The organism is Pseudomonas sp. GW821-FHT09H03, from assembly GCF_059415945.1.
Window position 1 is genome coordinate 279,172 of record NZ_JBWKOF010000004.1, and the last position, 19,065, is coordinate 298,236.

At 58.6% G+C, this 19,065-nt stretch carries 17 protein-coding genes and 1 riboswitch; of the genes, 12 read left to right on the forward strand and 5 right to left on the reverse strand.

Annotated elements, in window-relative coordinates; all coding sequences use genetic code 11:
- Positions 1 to 139 precede the first annotated feature (139 nt).
- Positions 140 to 376, reverse strand: a complete 237-nt coding sequence (locus tag AC07OG_RS07900) for a hypothetical protein (RefSeq protein WP_495066665.1) — start codon at positions 374 to 376, stop codon at positions 140 to 142.
- 12 nt (positions 377 to 388) lie between these two features.
- Entirely contained in the window at positions 389 to 706 is a 318-nt protein-coding gene (locus AC07OG_RS07905; RefSeq protein WP_495066666.1) for a hypothetical protein, read from the reverse strand.
- A gap of 424 nt (positions 707 to 1,130) precedes the next feature.
- Here AC07OG_RS07905 and AC07OG_RS07910 point away from each other — a divergent pair, with 424 nt between their 5' ends.
- On the forward strand, positions 1,131 to 4,589 hold the full coding sequence (locus AC07OG_RS07910; protein ID WP_495066667.1) for a glycosyltransferase: 3,459 nt from the start codon (positions 1,131 to 1,133) through the stop codon (positions 4,587 to 4,589).
- 56 nt (positions 4,590 to 4,645) lie between these two features.
- Here the strand turns inward: AC07OG_RS07910 and AC07OG_RS07915 are convergent, their stop codons facing one another.
- On the reverse strand, positions 4,646 to 5,356 hold the full coding sequence (locus AC07OG_RS07915) for a FadR/GntR family transcriptional regulator (protein ID WP_495066717.1): 711 nt from the start codon (positions 5,354 to 5,356) through the stop codon (positions 4,646 to 4,648).
- A 373-nt stretch (positions 5,357 to 5,729) separates the two neighbouring features.
- Here AC07OG_RS07915 and AC07OG_RS07920 point away from each other — a divergent pair, with 373 nt between their 5' ends.
- The 4 genes from AC07OG_RS07920 (at position 5,730) to AC07OG_RS07935 (ending at position 9,150) form a co-directional block, all read left to right on the forward strand.
- Positions 5,730 to 5,885 carry a hypothetical protein gene (locus AC07OG_RS07920; protein ID WP_177336974.1) on the forward strand — a complete coding sequence of 52 codons (156 nt, stop codon included), beginning with the start codon at positions 5,730 to 5,732 and terminating at the stop codon, positions 5,883 to 5,885.
- Positions 5,886 to 5,965: 80 nt separating this feature from the next.
- Complete coding sequence (locus AC07OG_RS07925) at positions 5,966 to 7,333, forward strand: MFS transporter (protein WP_495066668.1); 1,368 nt, start codon at positions 5,966 to 5,968, stop codon at positions 7,331 to 7,333.
- A gap of 41 nt (positions 7,334 to 7,374) precedes the next feature.
- Complete coding sequence (gudD, locus tag AC07OG_RS07930; RefSeq protein WP_495066669.1) at positions 7,375 to 8,727, forward strand: glucarate dehydratase; 1,353 nt, start codon at positions 7,375 to 7,377, stop codon at positions 8,725 to 8,727.
- 108 nt (positions 8,728 to 8,835) lie between these two features.
- Positions 8,836 to 9,150, forward strand: coding sequence for a hypothetical protein (locus tag AC07OG_RS07935; RefSeq protein WP_495066670.1), 315 nt, complete (start codon positions 8,836 to 8,838; stop codon positions 9,148 to 9,150).
- Positions 9,151 to 9,272: 122 nt separating this feature from the next.
- Here AC07OG_RS07935 and AC07OG_RS07940 read toward each other — a convergent pair whose 3' ends face one another.
- Together AC07OG_RS07940 and AC07OG_RS07945 are read right to left on the reverse strand one after the other, a co-directional pair.
- Positions 9,273 to 9,713, reverse strand: coding sequence for a CopD family copper resistance protein (locus tag AC07OG_RS07940; protein ID WP_218423004.1), 441 nt, complete (start codon positions 9,711 to 9,713; stop codon positions 9,273 to 9,275).
- 10 nt (positions 9,714 to 9,723) lie between these two features.
- Positions 9,724 to 10,911 (reverse strand): NnrS family protein, encoded by a 1,188-nt coding sequence (locus AC07OG_RS07945; RefSeq protein ID WP_495066671.1) that lies wholly within the window; start codon positions 10,909 to 10,911, stop codon positions 9,724 to 9,726.
- Positions 10,912 to 11,131: 220 nt separating this feature from the next.
- Between AC07OG_RS07945 and AC07OG_RS07950 the strand changes: the two genes are divergently transcribed.
- From AC07OG_RS07950 to AC07OG_RS07980, 7 genes are all read left to right on the forward strand, one after another.
- Positions 11,132 to 12,484 (forward strand): iron-containing redox enzyme family protein, encoded by a 1,353-nt coding sequence (locus tag AC07OG_RS07950; protein ID WP_495066672.1) that lies wholly within the window; start codon positions 11,132 to 11,134, stop codon positions 12,482 to 12,484.
- Positions 12,481 to 13,467 (forward strand): methyltransferase, encoded by a 987-nt coding sequence (locus tag AC07OG_RS07955; protein WP_495066673.1) that lies wholly within the window; start codon positions 12,481 to 12,483, stop codon positions 13,465 to 13,467. The genes AC07OG_RS07950 and AC07OG_RS07955 overlap by 4 nt, the downstream gene beginning before the upstream one ends.
- A 181-nt stretch (positions 13,468 to 13,648) precedes the next feature.
- On the forward strand, positions 13,649 to 14,821 hold the full coding sequence (locus tag AC07OG_RS07960; protein WP_495066674.1) for an acetyltransferase domain-containing protein: 1,173 nt from the start codon (positions 13,649 to 13,651) through the stop codon (positions 14,819 to 14,821).
- 32 nt (positions 14,822 to 14,853) lie between these two features.
- A riboswitch (cobalamin riboswitch) is annotated at positions 14,854 to 15,048 on the forward strand.
- 142 nt (positions 15,049 to 15,190) lie between these two features.
- Entirely contained in the window at positions 15,191 to 16,198 is a 1,008-nt protein-coding gene (locus AC07OG_RS07965; RefSeq protein WP_495066675.1) for an ABC transporter substrate-binding protein, read from the forward strand.
- A gap of 8 nt (positions 16,199 to 16,206) precedes the next feature.
- On the forward strand, positions 16,207 to 17,211 hold the full coding sequence (locus AC07OG_RS07970) for a FecCD family ABC transporter permease (protein WP_177336978.1): 1,005 nt from the start codon (positions 16,207 to 16,209) through the stop codon (positions 17,209 to 17,211).
- Positions 17,208 to 17,999 carry an ABC transporter ATP-binding protein gene (locus AC07OG_RS07975; RefSeq protein ID WP_495066676.1) on the forward strand — a complete coding sequence of 264 codons (792 nt, stop codon included), beginning with the start codon at positions 17,208 to 17,210 and terminating at the stop codon, positions 17,997 to 17,999. The genes AC07OG_RS07970 and AC07OG_RS07975 overlap by 4 nt, the downstream gene beginning before the upstream one ends.
- Before the next feature lie 140 nt (positions 18,000 to 18,139).
- The gene (locus AC07OG_RS07980) at positions 18,140 to 18,748 is read left to right on the forward strand and encodes a trimeric intracellular cation channel family protein (RefSeq protein ID WP_060542075.1); all 609 of its coding nucleotides are present in this window, start codon (positions 18,140 to 18,142) and stop codon (positions 18,746 to 18,748) included.
- Positions 18,749 to 19,065 lie beyond the last annotated feature (317 nt).

A 19,065-nucleotide genomic window follows, 5' to 3' on the forward strand; every position in this document is an offset into this window, starting at 1 on the left:
TGAAAGCAGACCTTCGCGGGTTTTGAAAAGTTTTGAAGTCCCGTAGAACTGATGAACCAGCCCGAGTTCACTGGCACGCTCATCACGGCCATTACACAAAATCGATGTATTGCAGAGTCGACAGCAGGACCAACCCGCATTAACTGGATTGATCGACAACCTTGATCTGCGTCACCCCTACTCGCTCAGCCTGCTCTAAAACCTCACTGGGCGTCGCGTCGGCATTGGGCATCATCAGGCTGTTCTCTCCATCGCCATAATGCAGCTCAAGCAGGTGCATTGCCGCTTCGTGTAGAGGCAATCGAGTCTGCTTGAGTTCGAAAAGGTGTGAACGAAGCTCACCGTTGAACAGGTATTGCAGGACGAATTTACACATATCGGGTTCCTTCTATGGCCTGCTTGTCGTGTTACCAGCCGCAGTCTCAGCTATTTCATATGTCCTGCTGCCTGGAGCAACAGTCTTGTAATCGCCCCCCTCGATGGCACGTAGATAAGATTGATCCGCCATCACCCGAAGGTCTCGCCATTGCTCCCAACTGACCATGCCCTGGCGATCCATTTCGTCGGCCTGACGAATCAGCTCCTCGTGGTAGGCATCGGGACAATCCATGCGCAGCGAGCGGTTCTCGAGGGTTCGATACCAGCAATCCAGGGCGCAAAGTCTGCGCTCATATTCCGGGGTAAGCAGTTCTCTGAAAGTGCTCATGGCAGACCCGTCCTGGTGATGTTAATGAATGGAGCAAAAGATCTGGTTGCGGGTTCATGGAGGCCGACAGGGGGGATTTTGTCGATGGCCACCCAGTGGACCGGGTCAAAAAATGCGCCTTTCGGCGCTGGCCCTATTGCGGGAGATCGCCTGGCGGCAAGGTTTGCCAGGTGGCAGCGCAGATCGCCGGAATAGACGCTCGCACTGGCGTCGATGCCGGGAACTGGAACACTTCCTGCATCGCCCCCCTTTTACTCGCAACGAACAACATTTCATTGACGGTTGTATGCCGGGAGTAATACCGCGCACCCCGTCGTGAGTCGCAACGTGCCGGCTGAAAATTTCCTCTACGTCGAGACGGCGCCTGGCAGGTGCCTGCTGCCAGTTCGAGCACACTTCGCCTCCTATTTAATTCGGTGTGAACATGACAGATACCCCCTGCGCCAATGGTGCTCACCTGACTTGTGCAATCCAGCCCGTCGATGAGTGCGAAGTGCTGGTCGCGCAGCAGCCTCTTCTGGAAGACGGCGAGCCGCCAGTCGGCGTGGTCATCCATGCCTATGATCCCGATGTACTGCGCGACATTCTGGTCCGCTTGATCAACCTGTATGAACGCCTGCACCTCTACGTGACTTGCGTGGCCAACTGTGAGGCTGCGGTGCGCGCCCAACTGGCGGCCAGCGGGCTGAGTTATTCGCTGTACCGGGTGCCGAACCACGGCAGGGATGTATTGCCATTCCTGCAGGTGCTGCCATTTTTACGTGCCGATAACATTCGCACGCTGGTCAAGCTGCATACCCTGCGCTTGGGGGGCACGAACGCCCTCACCGATGACGTATTCGATGACCTGCTGAACCCCGTGCGCTTTCGCCAATCGATAGAACACCTGGCCGATCCGGCGCGTCATCCACTGCTGGGCACCGAGAAGTACTGGCTGCCGGTCAGCAGAAACCTTGCTGAAAACACCCGCGCACACTTGGTCAGCCTGTCCGAGCGTGCCAGTTTTGACCCACGAGGTATCGACAGTTCGCATTTTTTTGTCGGCAGCATGTTCTTTGTGCGCACCGAAGCCTTGGCCCCCCTGCAACGGATGCAGCTGACGGGCAAGGATTTCGAGCCTGAATGCGGCCAGCTCGAAGGCACCCTGGCTCACGCTGTGGAACGTTTTTTCGGCGTTCTGGCGGATGCCGGCCAACAGCAGCGCAATGTCGACCTGTATCGCAGCTGGCTGGACACCCGCCAACTGTCTGCCGCCGAGTTGGACAATCTGCCGGCGCGGCTGGCGAGCTGGCCGCGGCAGCCGGACGTGTTGCTGGTATTGACCGATACCACCGGTGACATTGCGTTGTTGCGCTCCAGCCTGGAAAGCATCGACCGCCAGCTCTATGGGGCGGCGGCTATCGTCGTGCTGTCCAATGCAGAACCGGTAGGGGTCACGCCGGCCGACAATCTGGTCTGGCTACCGCTGGCTGAATCCTGGCCGAGCCAGCTCAATGAGCTGCTGCAGGGCATTGAGGTCGACTGGTGGTACCTGCTGCGCGGCGGCGACCAACTTGACCCCCACGCCCTGCTCCTGCTGGCCGAAGGCATTGCCCTGAATCCCGGCATCAGCGCCTGCTACAGCGACGAAGACTCGCTGACTGCAACCGGCTGCCAGGACCCGGTCTTCAAGCCGGACCTGAACCTGGATCTGTTGCGCAGTTATCCCTATGTCGGCCGAGCCCTGACCTTCAGTCGCGAGGCCGCGCTGGCTGCCGATGGCTTCGATCCCGCCTTCGCCGAATTGGCGCCCCATGACCTGCTCTACAGGCTGCTTGAAAATCATGGGCTGGGCACCGTCGGGCACATCAGTGATGTGCTGGTGCACCAGGCAATCAATTTCGCCCAATGGCTCGGTGAACCCCAAGTCTCCGCGCACTCCGCGGCTATCGTCCAGGCGCACTTGCAACGCCTGGGCGTGGCTCATGAACTGCGCGCCGGGCCTTTGCCGATGGCCAACCGCGTGGTGTACCAACACGCCGGGCAGCCTTTGGTGTCCATCATCATTCCCACCAAGGACTGCCTGCCGATGCTGCTGCGCTGCATCGAAAGCATCATGGAGAAAACCCGCTACACAAATTACGAACTGATCATTGTCGATAACAACAGTGAAACCGCCGAAGCCCGGGATTGGTTCGGGGGCATGGAAAGCCTGGACGACGCCAAGGTGCGCATCCTGCGTTACCCTCACCCGTTCAACTATGCGGCGATCAACAACTTTGCCGCCGGCCACGCCCGTGGCGAATACCTGGTGCTGCTCAACAATGACACGGCAGTCATTGACGGGGACTGGCTTGACGCCCTGCTCCATCACGCCCAGCGGCCGGAAGTCGGCGTAGTCGGCGCCAAACTGTTGTTCCCCGACGGCACTATTCAGCATGCAGGCGTGGTACTGGGCTTGTGCGGCGTCGCAGACCACCCATTCATCCGCGACCCCATGCAGTCCAACGGCTACCTTCACCGTTTGCAGGTTGACCAGAACTACAGCGCGGTCACCGCCGCCTGCCTGATGATCCACACTGAGCTGTACCACCAGGTGGGCGGTCTGGACGAGGCCGACCTGACGGTTTCCTTTAACGACGTGGATCTGTGCCTGAAAGTCGGCCAGGCCGGGCGCCTGATTGTCTGGACGCCCTATGCGGTGCTGATGCATGAAAACAGTGTGAGCCAGCACACGGTCGACACGACCAGACTGCAAGACAAACGCGAACGCTTCAAGCGCGAACAGTCGACGATGTACCAGCGTTGGCTGCCGCTACTGGCCAACGACCCGGCCTACAACCGCAACCTGACCCTGGAAGGCAGTGGCTTCGCCTCCAATTGCCGCAGCGAAGCCGACTGGCAGCCTCTCGCCAGTCGCGCGCTGCCTTACGCACTGTGCTACCCCGGTGATTTTTCCGGCTGCGGACACTACCGGGTACGCCAGCCCTTCGCGGCCATGAAAGACGCGCATCTGGTCGAGGGTACGGTGAGCTACTGGGCGCTTACGCCCGTAGAGTTGCAGCGACTGGCGCCGGACACGATCATTTTCCAGCGGCAATACACCACGCCCCAGCTGGAATCGATGCAGAACACCAAGGCGTTTTCCAAAGCCTTCAAGATCTACGAGCTCGATGACTACATTCTCGACATGCCCCCCGGCGCAAGCCGCGAACTGCCGCCCAAAGACATTGCCCAGCGCCTGAAAAAAGCCGTGGGTCTGTGCGACCGGCTGGTGGTGTCGACGCAGCCACTGGCCAATGCACTGAAAGGTTTCAACACCGACATTCGCGTAGTAGAGAACCGCCTGCCAAGCCAGTGGTGGAGCGGTCTGAACAGCCTTCGCCAACAAGGACGCAAGCCCAGGGTCGGCTGGGCGGGCGGTTCGGGCCACGGCGAAGACTTGCAAGTCATCGCCGAAGTGGTTCGGGAACTGGCCGGGGAAGTGGAATGGGTGTTTCTGGGCATGTGCCCACCGGCACTGCGTCCCTATGTCCACGAGTTCCATCGCGGCGTGAATATCGAGAAATACCCGGAACGCCTGGCCAGCTTGAACCTGGACCTGGCTCTGGCGCCGCTCAAGGACAATATGTTCAACGCCTGCAAAAGCAATCTGCGGCTATTGGAATACGGCGCCTGTGGCTTCCCGGTAATCTGTTCCGACATCCTCTGCTATCGCGGTGACTTCCCGGTGACCCGGGTCAGGAACAAGGCCAAAGACTGGATTGGCGCCATTCGCGAACATCTCGCCGAGCCCGACGCCAGCGCGAAGGCCGGTGATGCCTTGCGCGGCGTGGTCCTCGATAACTGGATGCTCAGGGACGAACACCTGTTGGCGTGGCGCAATGCCTGGTTGGCGGATTGAATCAGAGGCCAGCGTTTGCGCGCTGGCCTTGTTTCGCTGCAACAGCAAAAGGTGATTCAACTTCCCGAGAACCGATCCCGGCTATTGGTCAAGTGCAGCACCATCGCAGCCCGGGCCGCATCGGGATCTTGCCGCTTGATCGCGTTGAAAATCGCTTCATGCTCCATATTCGCCAACTGACCCAACTGCGAAAAGTCGGCGCCTCCACGTTCGTCGACCTTCACTTGGGTGCGAGGAATCATGGCATTGCCCAAGTGCTGCATGATTTCTGTGAAAAAAGTATTGCCGGTGGCCTCGGCAATGATCTGATGGAAGCGCTTGTCTTCCTCGACGCAACTGTCGTTGTTGGCCAACGAAGCCTGGTAATCACTCAAGGCCTGGCGCATGCGAGCAAGCTGATCGTCAGTTCTGCGAACAGCTGCCAATGCAACAGCCTGCACCTCCAGGCCCAATCTCAGTTCAAGCATGCTCCTGACACTGGCCACCGTATCCACATGCAGGCGTAGCCCTGGCTGAGATTGTTGCGCCAACACAAACGTCCCGATGCCGTGCCGTGTTTCTACCAGACCCGAAGCTTGCAGTTTGGAGATCGCCTCGCGGACAACGGTGCGGCTTACGCCGTGTTCCAGAACGATGGTCGATTCAGAGGGCAGCTTTTCGCCTGGCTTCAATTGCCCGAGCAAAATGCGCTGGGTCAGTGCTTCAACCACACCCTGGGCCAGGTTAGTGGATCGTCTACGGACCGGGATCCCGCGTTCAATTTGCATAGATTTGCGTCCAGAGAATTTCGCTGTAAAGAGCTTAACACCGGCCAAGGAGTCTTCGGTGAAATGACGGCGTACTTCGGTGGGGCGGATCAAGAGTCGCCCCTACTTGTATGACAACATAGCTCATTCATCTTTTAAATAAGCACCGCCGCCGCCAGCTAACTGACGTCACAAGCCGTGCCAGCCGCGCAACAATCACCTATTTATCTCAATGAATGCTGGATTGTACTGTCGAATCAGCGGCTCTCAGGCATTCGCCAGGCAAACAAAACTCAGCCGCCAGCATTGCGAACCGAAAAATAACTTGTATGATGTCTATCAACGCAAGACATCCTAGACACATCAACAAAAACCAGCGATGCAGGCGAATCACATGAATCCTCAAAAGCTCAAATCCTCCTCAGAAGACCTTCTGCCTTTGCCGTTGACCGATTTCAACGCAGCCGGCGATTTCCGTGCACAGACCTGTCTGCTGCCCAATGGGACGCAAGAGCTGGATGCCCTGATCAAGACGCTCGGCGCCCTGTAATTCGACCCCTGCTTCCGACGGCCAAGCCGCCGGCGTCACGCTCAAACCCGCATAAAAATAATCAGTGGGAGATTTGAATTGTGAACAATTCAAGCAACGCATCTGTCGTTCCAGAAGGTGATTCGGTTCTCGCGCGCGCCGTGAGCAAAGTGAAGAGACATGTGCTCCCGCTTTTCGTGATCATGTTCATCCTCAACTATATCGACCGGGTCAATATCGGTTTCGTGCGCACGCACATGGAACATGACCTCGGGATCGGCGCTGCCGCCTACGGCCTGGGTGCAGGCCTGTTCTTCATCGGCTACGCGCTGTTCGAAGTGCCTTCCAACATGCTGCTGCAAAAAGTCGGTGCGCGGATCTGGCTGACCCGCATCATGTTCACCTGGGGCATCGTCGCCACAATGATGGCGTTCATCCAGAATGAAACCCATTTCTACATCCTGCGTTTTCTGCTGGGCATTGCCGAAGCAGGTTTCTTCCCTGGCGTGATCTACTACTTCACCCGCTGGTTGCCGGGCGTCGAACGCGGTAAAGCCATTGCCATTTTCCTCAGTGGCTCAGCCGTAGCCTCGCTGATTTCCGGCCCGCTGTCGGGTGCCCTGCTGCAGATCGAAGGTTTCGGTTTTCACGGCTGGCAATGGATGTTCGCCATCGAAGGCCTGGCCTCGGTATTTTTGGGCTTTTTCGTCTGGTTCTGGCTTGATTCCAAACCTCACGACGCCAACTGGATGACCCGTGAAGAGCAAGATGCGCTGGTCGGTGCCATCGATCAGGAACAACGCGAGCGTGAGGCATTGACCCGCGTCAAACCGACCATTGGCAAGCTCCTCAAAGACCGCCAGATCCTGCTGTTTTGCGCCTTGTACTTCTGTATTCAGCTGACGATTTACGCCGCGACCTTCTGGCTGCCCAGCATCATCAAGAAGATGGGTGACCTGAGTGAGGTACAGGTAGGGTTTTTCAACTCGATTCCCTGGCTGATCTCGATCATCGCCATGTACACCTTTGCCTCGCTGTCGAGCAAGTTCAAGTTTCAGCAGGCCTGGGTCGCAACGGCCCTGTTGATTGCAGCAGCCGGGATGTTCCTGTCCACCACCGGTGGACCGATATTCGCGTTCGTCGCTATCTGTTTCGCGGCCATCGGCTTCAAGTCGGCGTCTTCGCTGTTCTGGCCAATTCCCCAAGGCTACCTGGATGCGCGTATCGCCGCCGCCGTCATCGCGCTGATCAACTCGATCGGCAACCTGGGTGGTTTCGTGGCACCGACGACCTTCGGTTTCCTTGAGCAGACAACCGGGTCGATTCAAGGCGGCCTCTATGGCCTGGCCGGCACCTCGGTGCTTGCCGCGATACTGGTGTTCTTCGCCAAGACCTCGCCCAAAGCATCGTCCCTGCTGACACCGCCGAACGCCGCGCCAACGGTTGCGGCAGTCAGCAAATCTCTCTGAGCCCATTGATCGCTGAATCACCTTATTTTTAGGAACTTGCCATGAACGCTGAACATACTGCCAACATCACCAAGTCGCCTGTCGTCACCAGTTTCCAGGTCGTACCCGTAGCGGGTCACGACAGCATGTTGCTGAACCTTAGCGGTGCCCACGGGCCGTTCTTCACCCGCAACATTGTCATTCTCAAGGATAGTTGCGGTAACACCGGGGTGGGCGAAGTACCAGGTGGCGAACGCATCCGCGAAACGCTCGAAGACGCACGCGCCCTTGTGATCGGCCAGCCCATCGGCCAGTACCAACGCATCCTCAATCAGATGCGCACTACCTTTGCGTCCCGTGACGCGGCAGGTCGCGGCCTGCAAACCTTCGACCTGCGCATCACCATTCATGCGGTGACCGCGATGGAAGCCGCGCTACTCGACCTGCTGGGTCAATTCCTCGAAGTTCCCGTAGCTGCATTGCTCGGCGAAGGGCAGCAGCGCGACGCGGTGAAAATGCTCGGTTACCTGTTCTACATTGGCGACCGCAATGTCACGGATCTGGCTTACCGCAACGAGTCCGACGCTGAAGACGAGTGGTTGCGGATACGTCATGAGAAAGCCATGACCGCGGACGCGGTCGTGCGCCTGGCTGAAGCCGCAAAGGCCAGGTACGGCTTCAACGACTTCAAGCTCAAGGGCGGGGTGCTGCGTGGTGATGAAGAGATCGAGGCGGTCACCGCCCTGGCCGAACGTTTTCCTGACGCCCGAATCACCCTGGACCCCAATGGCGCCTGGTCGCTCAAGGAAGCCATCCGTCTGTGTCGGGACCAGCACCCTGTCCTCGCCTACGCCGAAGACCCATGCGGTGCCGAAAACGGTTATTCAGGTCGCGAAGTCATGGCCGAATTCCGCCGTGCCACGGGCTTGAAGACCGCCACCAACATGATCGCGACCGACTGGCGCGAAATGGGCCACGCCATTCAATTGCAATCGGTCGACATACCGCTCGCCGACCCGCACTTCTGGACAATGCAGGGCTCGGTCCGGGTCGCCCAGATGTGTCACGAGTGGGGTCTGACCTGGGGCTCGCACTCCAACAATCACTTCGATATCTCCCTGGCCATGTTCACTCAAGTAGCCGCCGCCGCACCGGGAGAAATCACCGCGATAGACACACACTGGATCTGGCAGGACGGCCAGCGCCTGACCAGGGAGCCGCTGAAAATCGAAGGTGGCTACGTGAAGGTTCCGTCAAGGCATGGCCTCGGGGTAGACATCGACATGGACGCCGTGGCCAAGGCCCACGAAGTGTATAAAGGCATGGGACTCGGCGCGCGGGATGACAGCGTCGCGATGCAGTTCCTGATTCCTGGCTGGAGCTTTAACAACAAGCAGCCTTGCCTGGTACGCTGATCCAAAGATCAGACGCTGGGTAACCCAAGTAATTTAAAGCTTCAACCTGGCGCTACGGGGGGGGGCACGCAAAGTGCCCCTCCCCTGGCATCGTGGAGATTCAAAGATATGAATCCGACAACACCGGACGGTCGCTACTTCGTGGTCAAAGGGCAGTTGTGGCGTTGCGCCAATCCATCGCTCAATGACGATGTGCGCCAGCGCCTGGTCAACGACCTGATGGCAGCTCGTCGTGAGGTAAAGGCAGCGAAAGCCTCTGGCGATGTCCAGCAGATGAAAGAAGCCAGAGCTGGCGTTCACTCAGCGAAGGTGGCGCTTGGTGAGCGCGGGCCGGTGTGGTGGAACGACGGATCCCCTGACTTCAATCGGTATCAGGTCTCGAATACCCCCTATGCCGATTGGTACCTCAACTTGCGGCACTAACCGCATTCATCTATGGGCGGGCGCAAGCAATCATTGTTCCCTGCCGGCGAATAAGGCGCGGATCGGTTCCACCCTCGGTCAGCCGCACAGGTCGGCCCTCCGATCGCCACGCATGCAAACCCTCACCAGGACAGCAATACCATCGCCTTGGCCAGAAACAGGATGCCAAGCATATGCACCAGCACGCTGAGGTGGATCCGCCGGGATCGTTGCGCAGTCATTTGCCCCGTCCGCATCAGATAAACCACATAGCCGAATTGGCCCAGAATACTCAGGGCCAGGCCGATTTTCAGCGCTAGCAAGGTGCCGAAACTGCCGGTCAAAGGATCGCGCAGCACTGCTCGATACTGCCATGCCAACCCCAGTCCTGCCCCATACAGCGCCAGCACGACCAAATGCATGACACGGCGTGCCCGTGCGCCCAGAGCCTTCGATAACTGCTCGCGAGGCGCCAAATCCAGCTGGCGGGCTGCGGGACTGAGGATCATCACCTCGAAGAACACCCCGCCAATGAAGAAAGCCGCCGCCGTCAAATGAATGAACTTCAACAATAGGTAACTCATACTTTCTCCATCAGCCGGGTTGACCATCAGCGCGAGCACGACAGAGCATGGGTGCATAGCAGCACAGATACTGGACAAATGCGCCGACCCAACAGATAGCCGCCAACCAGATCGCGGGCTGATACCAGACACCGACAGCCAGCACACGGAACAGGCCACCCAGGTTGAGCAGCATGAATGCCAGGGTAAAACCCCGTGGCAGCTGCAACGGTCGTCCGGTATGACCTAGGGAAACCCGCGCCAGCATGGCCAGGATCGAGCCGCCCAAAGCGCCGACCGTAAGGGCGTGCAGCGCCTGACTGATACCGCCGTGAAGTCCGAAATGCCAGAGCGCCATGCTGATGCAGGCAATCACCAGCCAGGCATACGCCAGGTGCAGTGACCACAACAGGGGAACCCGCAGCACGCCGCCATCAAACCAGCGCACCAGGCGAATGCCGTGGCCGACGGCCAAGGCGGAAAAAACCAGACCCAGCCACGCATGCGCCTGCAGAGCAACTCCCAACGCAAACAGAGTCGCCACCAAGGCAGTGACAACCAACAGAGCATTGTCCAGCCACCCCCAGGGCTCGACGGCGCAAGCTCGTCCGAGACCACGCTGGGTGAAAAATGGAATCACCCGTCCGCCAATCAATCCCAGCATCGCCGCGGCGAGCCAGACGGCAGCCCAGGTGCCCTGACGCTGCCAGGCGTCGTTTGCCTGCAGCACCCCAAGCAACGTCAGCGCATCGGCGCCCAGCAACAATGCCAGCACCACCACGATTGGGTAGTTGCGCGTTTGCCGCACGGCCCAAAGCAAATGCGCCATGATCAATGCCACGCTGGCAAAGAACAGCAGGTTGGCCAGCAACAGCAACTGCGGCGAGCCCGACCACCATGCCAGCCGCGCCACCAACCAGATCGCCACCAGTACGCCGAGCGGCTTGCCGCCAAGGCTGGAGCGCCCCGTCCATGCCTGTACCGCAGTCAGCAAAAAACCGGCAATGATCGCGCCGGCAAAACCGAAGATCAGCTCATGCCGATGCCACGCCAGCCAACCACCCAAGGGCGGGCCCCAGAAGTTGTAGCCTTGCATGGCGAAAACCCATAACGCTATCACCAGGGCAGCCAGCGTGCTGCCCAGCAGGAAGAAAGGACGAAAGCCCAGGCGTAGCAATGGCCACGTACCCACCGCCTTGCGATTGTCGAGAATCTGCATGGTCTCTCCAACAGGCTGGCCTTCGCGGGTGCGAAAGTCGCTTCAGTCTTACAGTATTGTTGATAGCCGATATGACACACATCAAAACTCGGCCTTATGCGTCCGCAATCCAGCAATGAACCATTTTGCTGTCGACCATCGGCAAGTTTTCAACTCTTTTGAATTTTCGTAATACCGGGCCTCTCTGACTTACATACCGAGAAAAGTCAGCAGGCCTGCCATGACGTCCTTACAGATTCATTCCGAGCATTCATCCAAGACGCCAATAGCCTTGGGCGCCCATTTTTCGCTGTATACCCGGCTGATCCGGACACCGGGTGAAGTCGAGGAGGAGACTGTGCGTCGCTACCTGCAGGATCAATTGCAGGCTGCGAGGTGTCTCACTGCCAACCTGCCAATCGGTCTGGCAGATCTGCCCGGCTGGGTTGCACACAACAGCCAGGCCGTCGCCGAGCGTTACCGCACCTACCTGGAAGGTCGACGCGCTGGGGAAGGCAGGAAATTCTTCACCAACAAAGCTCATGCGTTGTATTTCTTGCAACATGTGGCACCGAGCAAACTGGTGGACGGGGCGTGGCTATATGGCACTACCCAGCACGTCGATGACTGGAGATACAGCGGTCTGATCCGCACCTATCTCGAGGAACTGGGCGACGGCGAACCCGCTCTCAATCACGTCCTGCTTTTTCGTAACCTGCTCACTGAGCACGACTGTGCGCCGCACGCCCCGCTCGATGACGCGTTCTATCTACAAGGGGCGATACAACTGGCACTGGGAAGGCTGTCAGATGATTTCCTGCCAGAAATGCTTGGCTACAACCTTGGCTACGAACAACTGCCCTTGCATCTTCTGATCACGGCTTTCGAACTCAACGAACTGGGTATCGACCCTTACTACTTTACGCTGCATGTCACCATCGACAATGCCAGCTCCGGGCATGCACTCAAGGCCGTGGAAGCGGTTTTGAATTTCTTGCCCAACGACGAAACGAAGGCTGTATTTCTGGAACGCCTGCGCGCCGGCTATCTGCTCAATGATCTCGGAAAAAACTCCACGGACGTCATTCACTCGTTTGAGCTTGAGCAGGAACTGGTCGCCATGCTCGAGACCAAGAGCACCTTTGGCCAGCACATGCATTCAGATTACTGTCGCCTCGAAGGCCGCACCATCAACCAGTGGCTGGCCACCCCTGGCCAAAGCCGGCAGTTGCTTGCAGCTTTGGAAAACAGGGGCTGGATCAAGCGCCATCAAGACCCTCGGGACAGCCGCTTCTGGCAGCTTGTCGAGGGTCCGGGCGCCGCCATGTTCGGTGTGTTCAATGGCTACGAGAAACAGCTGTTGAATGACTGGATTGCAGGTGACTGGCAAGGCGAAGCAGCCAATCCGTTTCGCAACCGCTTTCCTCGGCGCGATAGCAGAGTTTCGCCGAGCGCGTCGTCACCCGCTTTGCTGTTGGCGTCTGTTGAAGAGCTTATTGCGCTGATGGGTCCCGACTCGCACCCGACACCCGAAGGTCTGGCCGCTACCAGAATCTACTCTCAACGTCTTTCTCAAGGGTCACTGACATCATGAATCGATCCGACCTTTGCGACTCGAGCGCGAACACGGCTGTATCGGAACACCACAGTCAAGACCTGGCCTTGCTGCATCTGGGGCAACGTCTACAGCAACAGCAATATCGGTTCGTGACGGTGACGCCATTGACTCACCTGCGGGTCAATGGACGAGAGGAAAACCGCACGGCGCACAATCTGAGAGATATCTTCGGCTGGAGTCGCCCGTTCGAGGCCGGTTTGCTTGGGGCGCAAGAGCATCAGGCGCTATTTCAAAGTGGCTTCCTGCACCCCCAGGCTGACATGTGGGTGAGTGGCGTACGCTGGTCGAGCCTCGACGATTTGCTCCTGGTTCATTCCAGTTTTCCTACCCAGGCTCACGACTCGGTTTTTTTCGGCCCCGACACCTATCGTTTCGCTCAGGCAGTGGAGGGCTTCCTGCAATCTTCCGTGCATCCGATCCAGACGGCAGTGGACATTGGTTGCGGTAGCGGGGTCGGTGCCATTCTGATCGCCAGGGCACGACCGGACGCTCAGGTCACGGCACTGGATATCAATCCCCTGGCCCTGAGATTCACCGCCGTCAATGCTTCGCTTGCAGGGGTCGATAATGTTTGCGCGTGCCACAGCGATATCCTTGCAGGAACAACAGGCTGTTTTGACCTGATCGTCGCCAACCCACCATACATGCAAGACACTCAACGTCGCGCCTACCGACATGGCGGGGAGCATTTGGGTTCGGAGTTATCGGTGCGTATTTTGACCCAGGCGATCGAGCGCCTGACGCCGGGAGGCAGCGTGATTCTGTATACCGGCGCGCCTTGTGTAGAGGGCGTGGATTTGTTTCTTGAGCAGGCGCTGCCGCTGGTTGACCGCCCGGGACTGGCCTGGAGCTATCGGGAGATGGATCCCGACGTCTTTGGAGAGGAACTGGAGTCGGATATCTACAGGGAAGTCGAGAGAATTGCGGCGGTCGTGCTTATCGTAACCAAAAGACAGTAGGTCTTGCAGGTATGGCATCTCCCCTTCTTGGTCCTCCCACTGGCTTTTATGAGTGTTGAAGGGGAGCGCACAGCCCCCCTTGAAAGAGTCGCCTTCGGATTATTTTATGTTATATAATAACATTATATTGACTGCCGGCCGTTAACTGGCAGCGCTATCCCCCCCTTGCCTGCGGCTTTCAATGACAACCCTTTATCAAACCCCACCCGCCACCCGCGCCAGTCAACGCCTGATGTCCATCGATGCCCTCAGGGGTTTGGTGATCCTGTTCATGCTGCTGGATCACGTACGCGAGACGTTCTTTCTGCACCGCCAGGTGGCTGACCCGATGGCCATCGACACCACCGAGCCGACGTTGTTTTTCAGCCGCACCCTCGCCCATTTATGTGCGCCGGTGTTCGTGCTGCTCACCGGACTGTCCGCTTACCTGTACGGCGAAAAGCACCAGGGCCGGAACGCGGTGTCGATGTTCCTCTTCAAGCGTGGCCTGTTCCTGGTTCTGCTGGAGTTCACGCTGGTGAATTTCGCCTGGACCTTCCAGTTCCCGCCCCATGTGATTTACCTGCAGGTGATCTGGGCGATTGGCGTGAGCATGCTTGCCCTTGCTGCGCTGGTCTGGCTGCCGCGGCCGATTCTGTGGGTTGTGGGTGCGGTCATCGTCGCCGGGCACAACCTGCTCGATCCGCTGCACTTCCCGGTCGGATCAGCCATGCACCTGCCGTGGGCCATTTTGCATGATCGCGGCTGGATCGAGTTCTCTGACGGCCTGCGCCTGCGCAGCTCCTACCCTGTGCTGCCGTGGATCGGTGTCATCGCCCTGGGTTATTGCATCGGCCCCTGGTTCGCGCATTCAGCCTCTGCCCGCCTGCGTCAACGCCATCTGTTGCTGGGGGGTGCCGGCGCGCTTTTGGGCTTTGTCGCACTGCGCCTGGTCAACGGGTATGGCGAGGCGCAATGGAGGGTGCATGAAACCACCACACAGACCCTCATGAGCTTCTTCAACATCACTAAGTACCCACCTTCTCTGCTGTTCCTTGCGCTGACACTCGGGGTGGGCCTGTTGCTGCTTCTTGGCTTCGAGCGGGCTCGGCAACGCCAGTGGATCAGCGCTTTGGCGGTGTTTGGTGCGGCGCCGATGTTCTTCTACCTGCTGCACCTTTATGTGCTGAAGGTGCTCTATCTGACCAGCGTCGCGTTGTTCGGTCTGAACCAGAGCGACTACTTCGGTTTCGATAGCATTTTTTCGGTGTGGCTGACGGCGGTGCTGCTGGCCGCCGCGCTGTATCTGCCTGTGCGCTGGTTTGCCGCCGTGAAGGCCCGCCGTCGTGATATCGGCTGGCTCAAATACTTCTGATCCAGAGAGGGTTCGCCTCGGGCGGCATGATCGACTAACATGCCGCCGCCGGTTTCCAAATGGGATTAATAGGGAATCCGTGATGCGTGCAACGCATCAAACGGAACTGCCCCCGCAACTGTAGGTGCTGAGCGTGCTCCTGAACTGCCACTGGGATTGAACCCCGGGAAGGCTGGAGCATGCGATGACGCATCAGTCAGGAGACCTGCCGGCCAAGTAACAATCACTGACCGGCGGGGTGTCCGGGAAGGACATCCTTGCGCGCGCGTCACTCAGGTGATCGCCCTGCCCTGCTTTTTGGCAGCGTTCGATGATGTGTTTCCAGACCGTGCACCCTTGCTCCGTGTACGGTTCAAATGTAGATGCATCATGCTGTTGCCCCGCTTTGTCACCCTATTCGCTGGCCTGGGTCTTTGCTCGCTGGTCTGTGCCGCGCCTACTGAATATCCGCTGACGGTCGAGAACTGCGGTGCCACGCTGACCTTCCCACACGCACCGGCTCGAACCGTCACGATCGGCCAGGCCGGCACCGAAATGCTCTTTGCCCTCGGGCTGGGTGACAAACTGGCCGGCACTTCTCTGTGGTTCAACGATGTGCTGGATAAGTACAAGGGGCAAAACGACAAGATCGAACGCCTGGCGGATAACGAGCCGAGTTTCGAGTCGGTGATCGGCAAACGACCGGAACTGGTCGCTGTCGAGCTGGAGTGGATGGTCGGCCCGCAAGGCGCAGTCGCTACCCGCGAGCAGTTTCACGAACTGGGAATCGCCACTTACCTCATGCCCTCGGATTGCGAATCCAAGGACAACCTGGTCGGTGCCGACGGCACTCGCCTGGCGCCGTTTCGTGTGCAAAGCATCTACAAAAGCATCACTGAGCTGGCCAGGATTTTCGATGTTCAGGCCCGTGGCCAACAGTTGAACGCGCAACTCAAGGCCAGTCTGGCCAGGTCCGTTGCCGCAGTGCAAGACAAGAACCACACCAGTGCACTGGTGTGGTTTTCCAGTGCCAGTCTGGATATCGACCCCTATGTCGCCGGTCACAAAGGCATTCCAGACTTCATGCTCAAAACGCTGGGTGTGCGCAATGTGGTGCAGTCCGACGAAGAGTGGCCAACGGTCGGTTGGGAAACCATCGCAAAAGCCAACCCGACTTTCCTGGTCATCGCCCGCATGGATCGCCGTCGTTTCCCCGCTGACGACTACCAAAAGAAGCTGGCATTCCTGCACAGCGATCCGGTAACCCGCAACATGGACGCGGTAAAAAACAACCGCATCATCATCCTCGACGCCATGGCCATGCAGGCCAGCCTGAGAATGTTCGATGGGCTGCAAGCCCTGGCAACGGCCATCAACAGCTACGACCTGCCAAAATGACTGCAGCGCTGATTCGTACCCTGCTGGCGTTGGTGGCCCTGCTTTTAAGCGTGGTTGCCGGTGTCGCTATCGGTGAAACAAGCATCGAACCCGGCGTGGTACTCCAGGTGCTGGCCAACAAACTGTGGAATGCCGGCTATGTTCTCGACCCCATCGACGAAGGCATCGTCTGGAACTACCGCCTGACCCGCGCGTTGGTCGCAGGAGCTTGCGGTGCGGGCCTGGCGACCTGCGGGGTGATCCTGCAATCGCTGTTGCGCAACCCGTTGGCCGATCCCTATCTGCTCGGCATTTCCGCGGGCGCTTCGACGGGGGCCGTTCTGGTGGCGTTACTCGGTATCGGTGCCGGAGCCATTTCGATGTCGGTCGGGGCGTTTGCCGGAGCCGTTGCTGCCTTTGCTGTCGTGGTTTTACTGGGGCGCGCCAGCGGTGTCCCTGGCAGTACCGGTCAGATCATCCTGGCGGGGATTGCCGGTTCGCAGCTGTTCAATGCGCTGACTGCATTTTTGATCACCAAGTCGGCCAGCTCCGAACAGGCACGCGGCATCATGTTCTGGTTGCTGGGCAACCTCAGTGGTGTGCGCTGGCCTTCGGTGTGGCTGGCCGTTCCCGCTGCCATGGCCGGTCTGGCCGTTTGCCTGTGGCACCGTCGCGCGCTGGATGCCTTCACCTTTGGTACCGACTCCGCCGCCTCGCTCGGCATTGCCGTACGTCGCGTGCAATTTCTGCTGATCAGTTGCGCCGCACTGGTGACGGCGGTGATGGTGTCGATTGTCGGCTCCATAGGTTTCGTCGGTCTGGTCATTCCCCACGCCGCAAGGCTGTTGCTGGGTACCGGGCATACACGCCTGCTACCGGCCAGCGCGCTGGGTGGTGCCGTGTTTCTGATTGCCGCCGATGTGCTCTCCCGCACCCTCATAAAAGGCCAGGTTATCCCGGTCGGCGTGATTACTGCATTGGTCGGAGCGCCGGTGTTCGCCCTGATCCTGATCGGCCGAAGGAATGCCCGATGAATGCTGCCATGCCCTTTATCGACCAGCCTGTATTGAGCTGTTCCGGCCTCGGATTGCAAATTCGCGACATTGAATTACTGGACGAGATCCACCTGGACATCCGCCACGGCGAGACCCTGGGCCTTATCGGGCCCAACGGTTCGGGAAAATCCACACTGCTCAAGCTGCTGGCCGGCGTGCGCATGCCAAGCCGGGGAAGCATCCATCTCGACGGCCAATGCCTCAAGGCACAGTCAAGACGAACCATAGCGCGAACCCTGGCGCTGGTTGAGCAACAGGCCGATACCCTGGATGCCATCAGTGTATTTGATGCCGTGGCCCTGGGCCGAACACCCTGGCTGTCTGCCTTGAGCTCGTGGTCGGCCAAGGACACCGAGATCGTTCATCAAGCGCTGCGCAACGTGGATGCGGCGCATCTGACCACGCGAACCTGGCGCAGCCTGTCTGGCGGAGAGCGTCAACGTGTGCATATCGCTCGTTCCCTGGCTCAGTGCCCGCGCATCCTGCTGCTGGACGAGCCAACCAATCACCTGGATATCCAGCACCAGATAGGGATTTTGAATCTGGTTCACGCATTGCCCGTGACAACGGTGATCGCCCTGCATGACCTCAACCAGGCCCTCACCTGCGATCGTCTGGCCGTGCTGGAACGTGGACGCCTCGTTGCCTTGGGCAAACCGCTTGAAGTGCTGACCCCGCACCGCCTTTTGCAGACGTTCGGAGTCCACGCGCACTATCTCGTTGACCCGTTTGACGGAGCGAAAATCCTGCGATTTCGCTCTTGGTGACTGGGTGCCGCGCCTCAGGGTGATGACCCGCGAAAGCCCTTCAGCGCAAATAGCTGGCGGCCAGCCATCAGCTACAATCACAACCGCACGCCCACACCGCCATCACTCTCGAGATGGCCAGCCTGAAAACGGAGTGACGGATGCTGTATTTTCAGCAAATGCTGGGCACCGCGGTATTCGCCATTACCGGGGTACTGGCTATTCACAAGGTGGGGGTCGATGTATTCGGCGCCGTGGTACTGGGCATCATTACTGCCATTGGTGGCGGCACCATTCGCGATCTACTTCTCGATCAACCGATTTTCTGGATAGCAGACTTCAACTACATCTGGGTCGGCGGCGGTGCCGCATTGCTGGCTTTTTTCCTCACCAAGAGATTCCAGCAACGTTATCGCCTGTTGTTGTACCTCGATGGATTCGCGGCCGCTCTGTTTGGATTAGTGGCTACCGAGAAAGTGCTGGGACTACAACTTGCTGCGCCTTTTGCCGTGATGATGGGTGTACTGACCAGTATCGGAGGAGGCATCGCTCGCGATGTGCTGGCCGGCAGAACCTCGTTGTTGATGTCACGTGAGATCTATGCCACACCGATCCTGCTGGGGTGCATTTTGTATGTCTTGTTACGCGATGTATTCGGGTCAATCCAGATCGCCGGTTGGCTGGCCCTGATATTCACCTCTTCCTTGAGGTTTCTTGCCATTTACAAAGAACTGCAAATGCCGGCTATTTTATCCACCAGCCAAGGCTAGGCCCGCCAAACATCGTCAGCCATCCATCCATCACGATAATTTCACATTCACCGGCGTAGGGTTAACCCAACTCCTTTGTGATTCCTGGCCCGCCCCCCCCATCGCGGGTCTTTTTTTGCCTGCAATAAAGCCCCAGGGCTGCAAGTCGCCTTCATCCTGCCTATGTTCGCCAGCGAACAGACGAACACCCCTGCCAATCGTCAAACTCAAGGTACAAAAGGTACGTCCAGCACGTGCTGCCCGGTGCGCACGCAATGGACTGGCGCACCTGCCGCAACACGCGCATTTGTATTCAGGCATTCCAGGATCAGGACCTT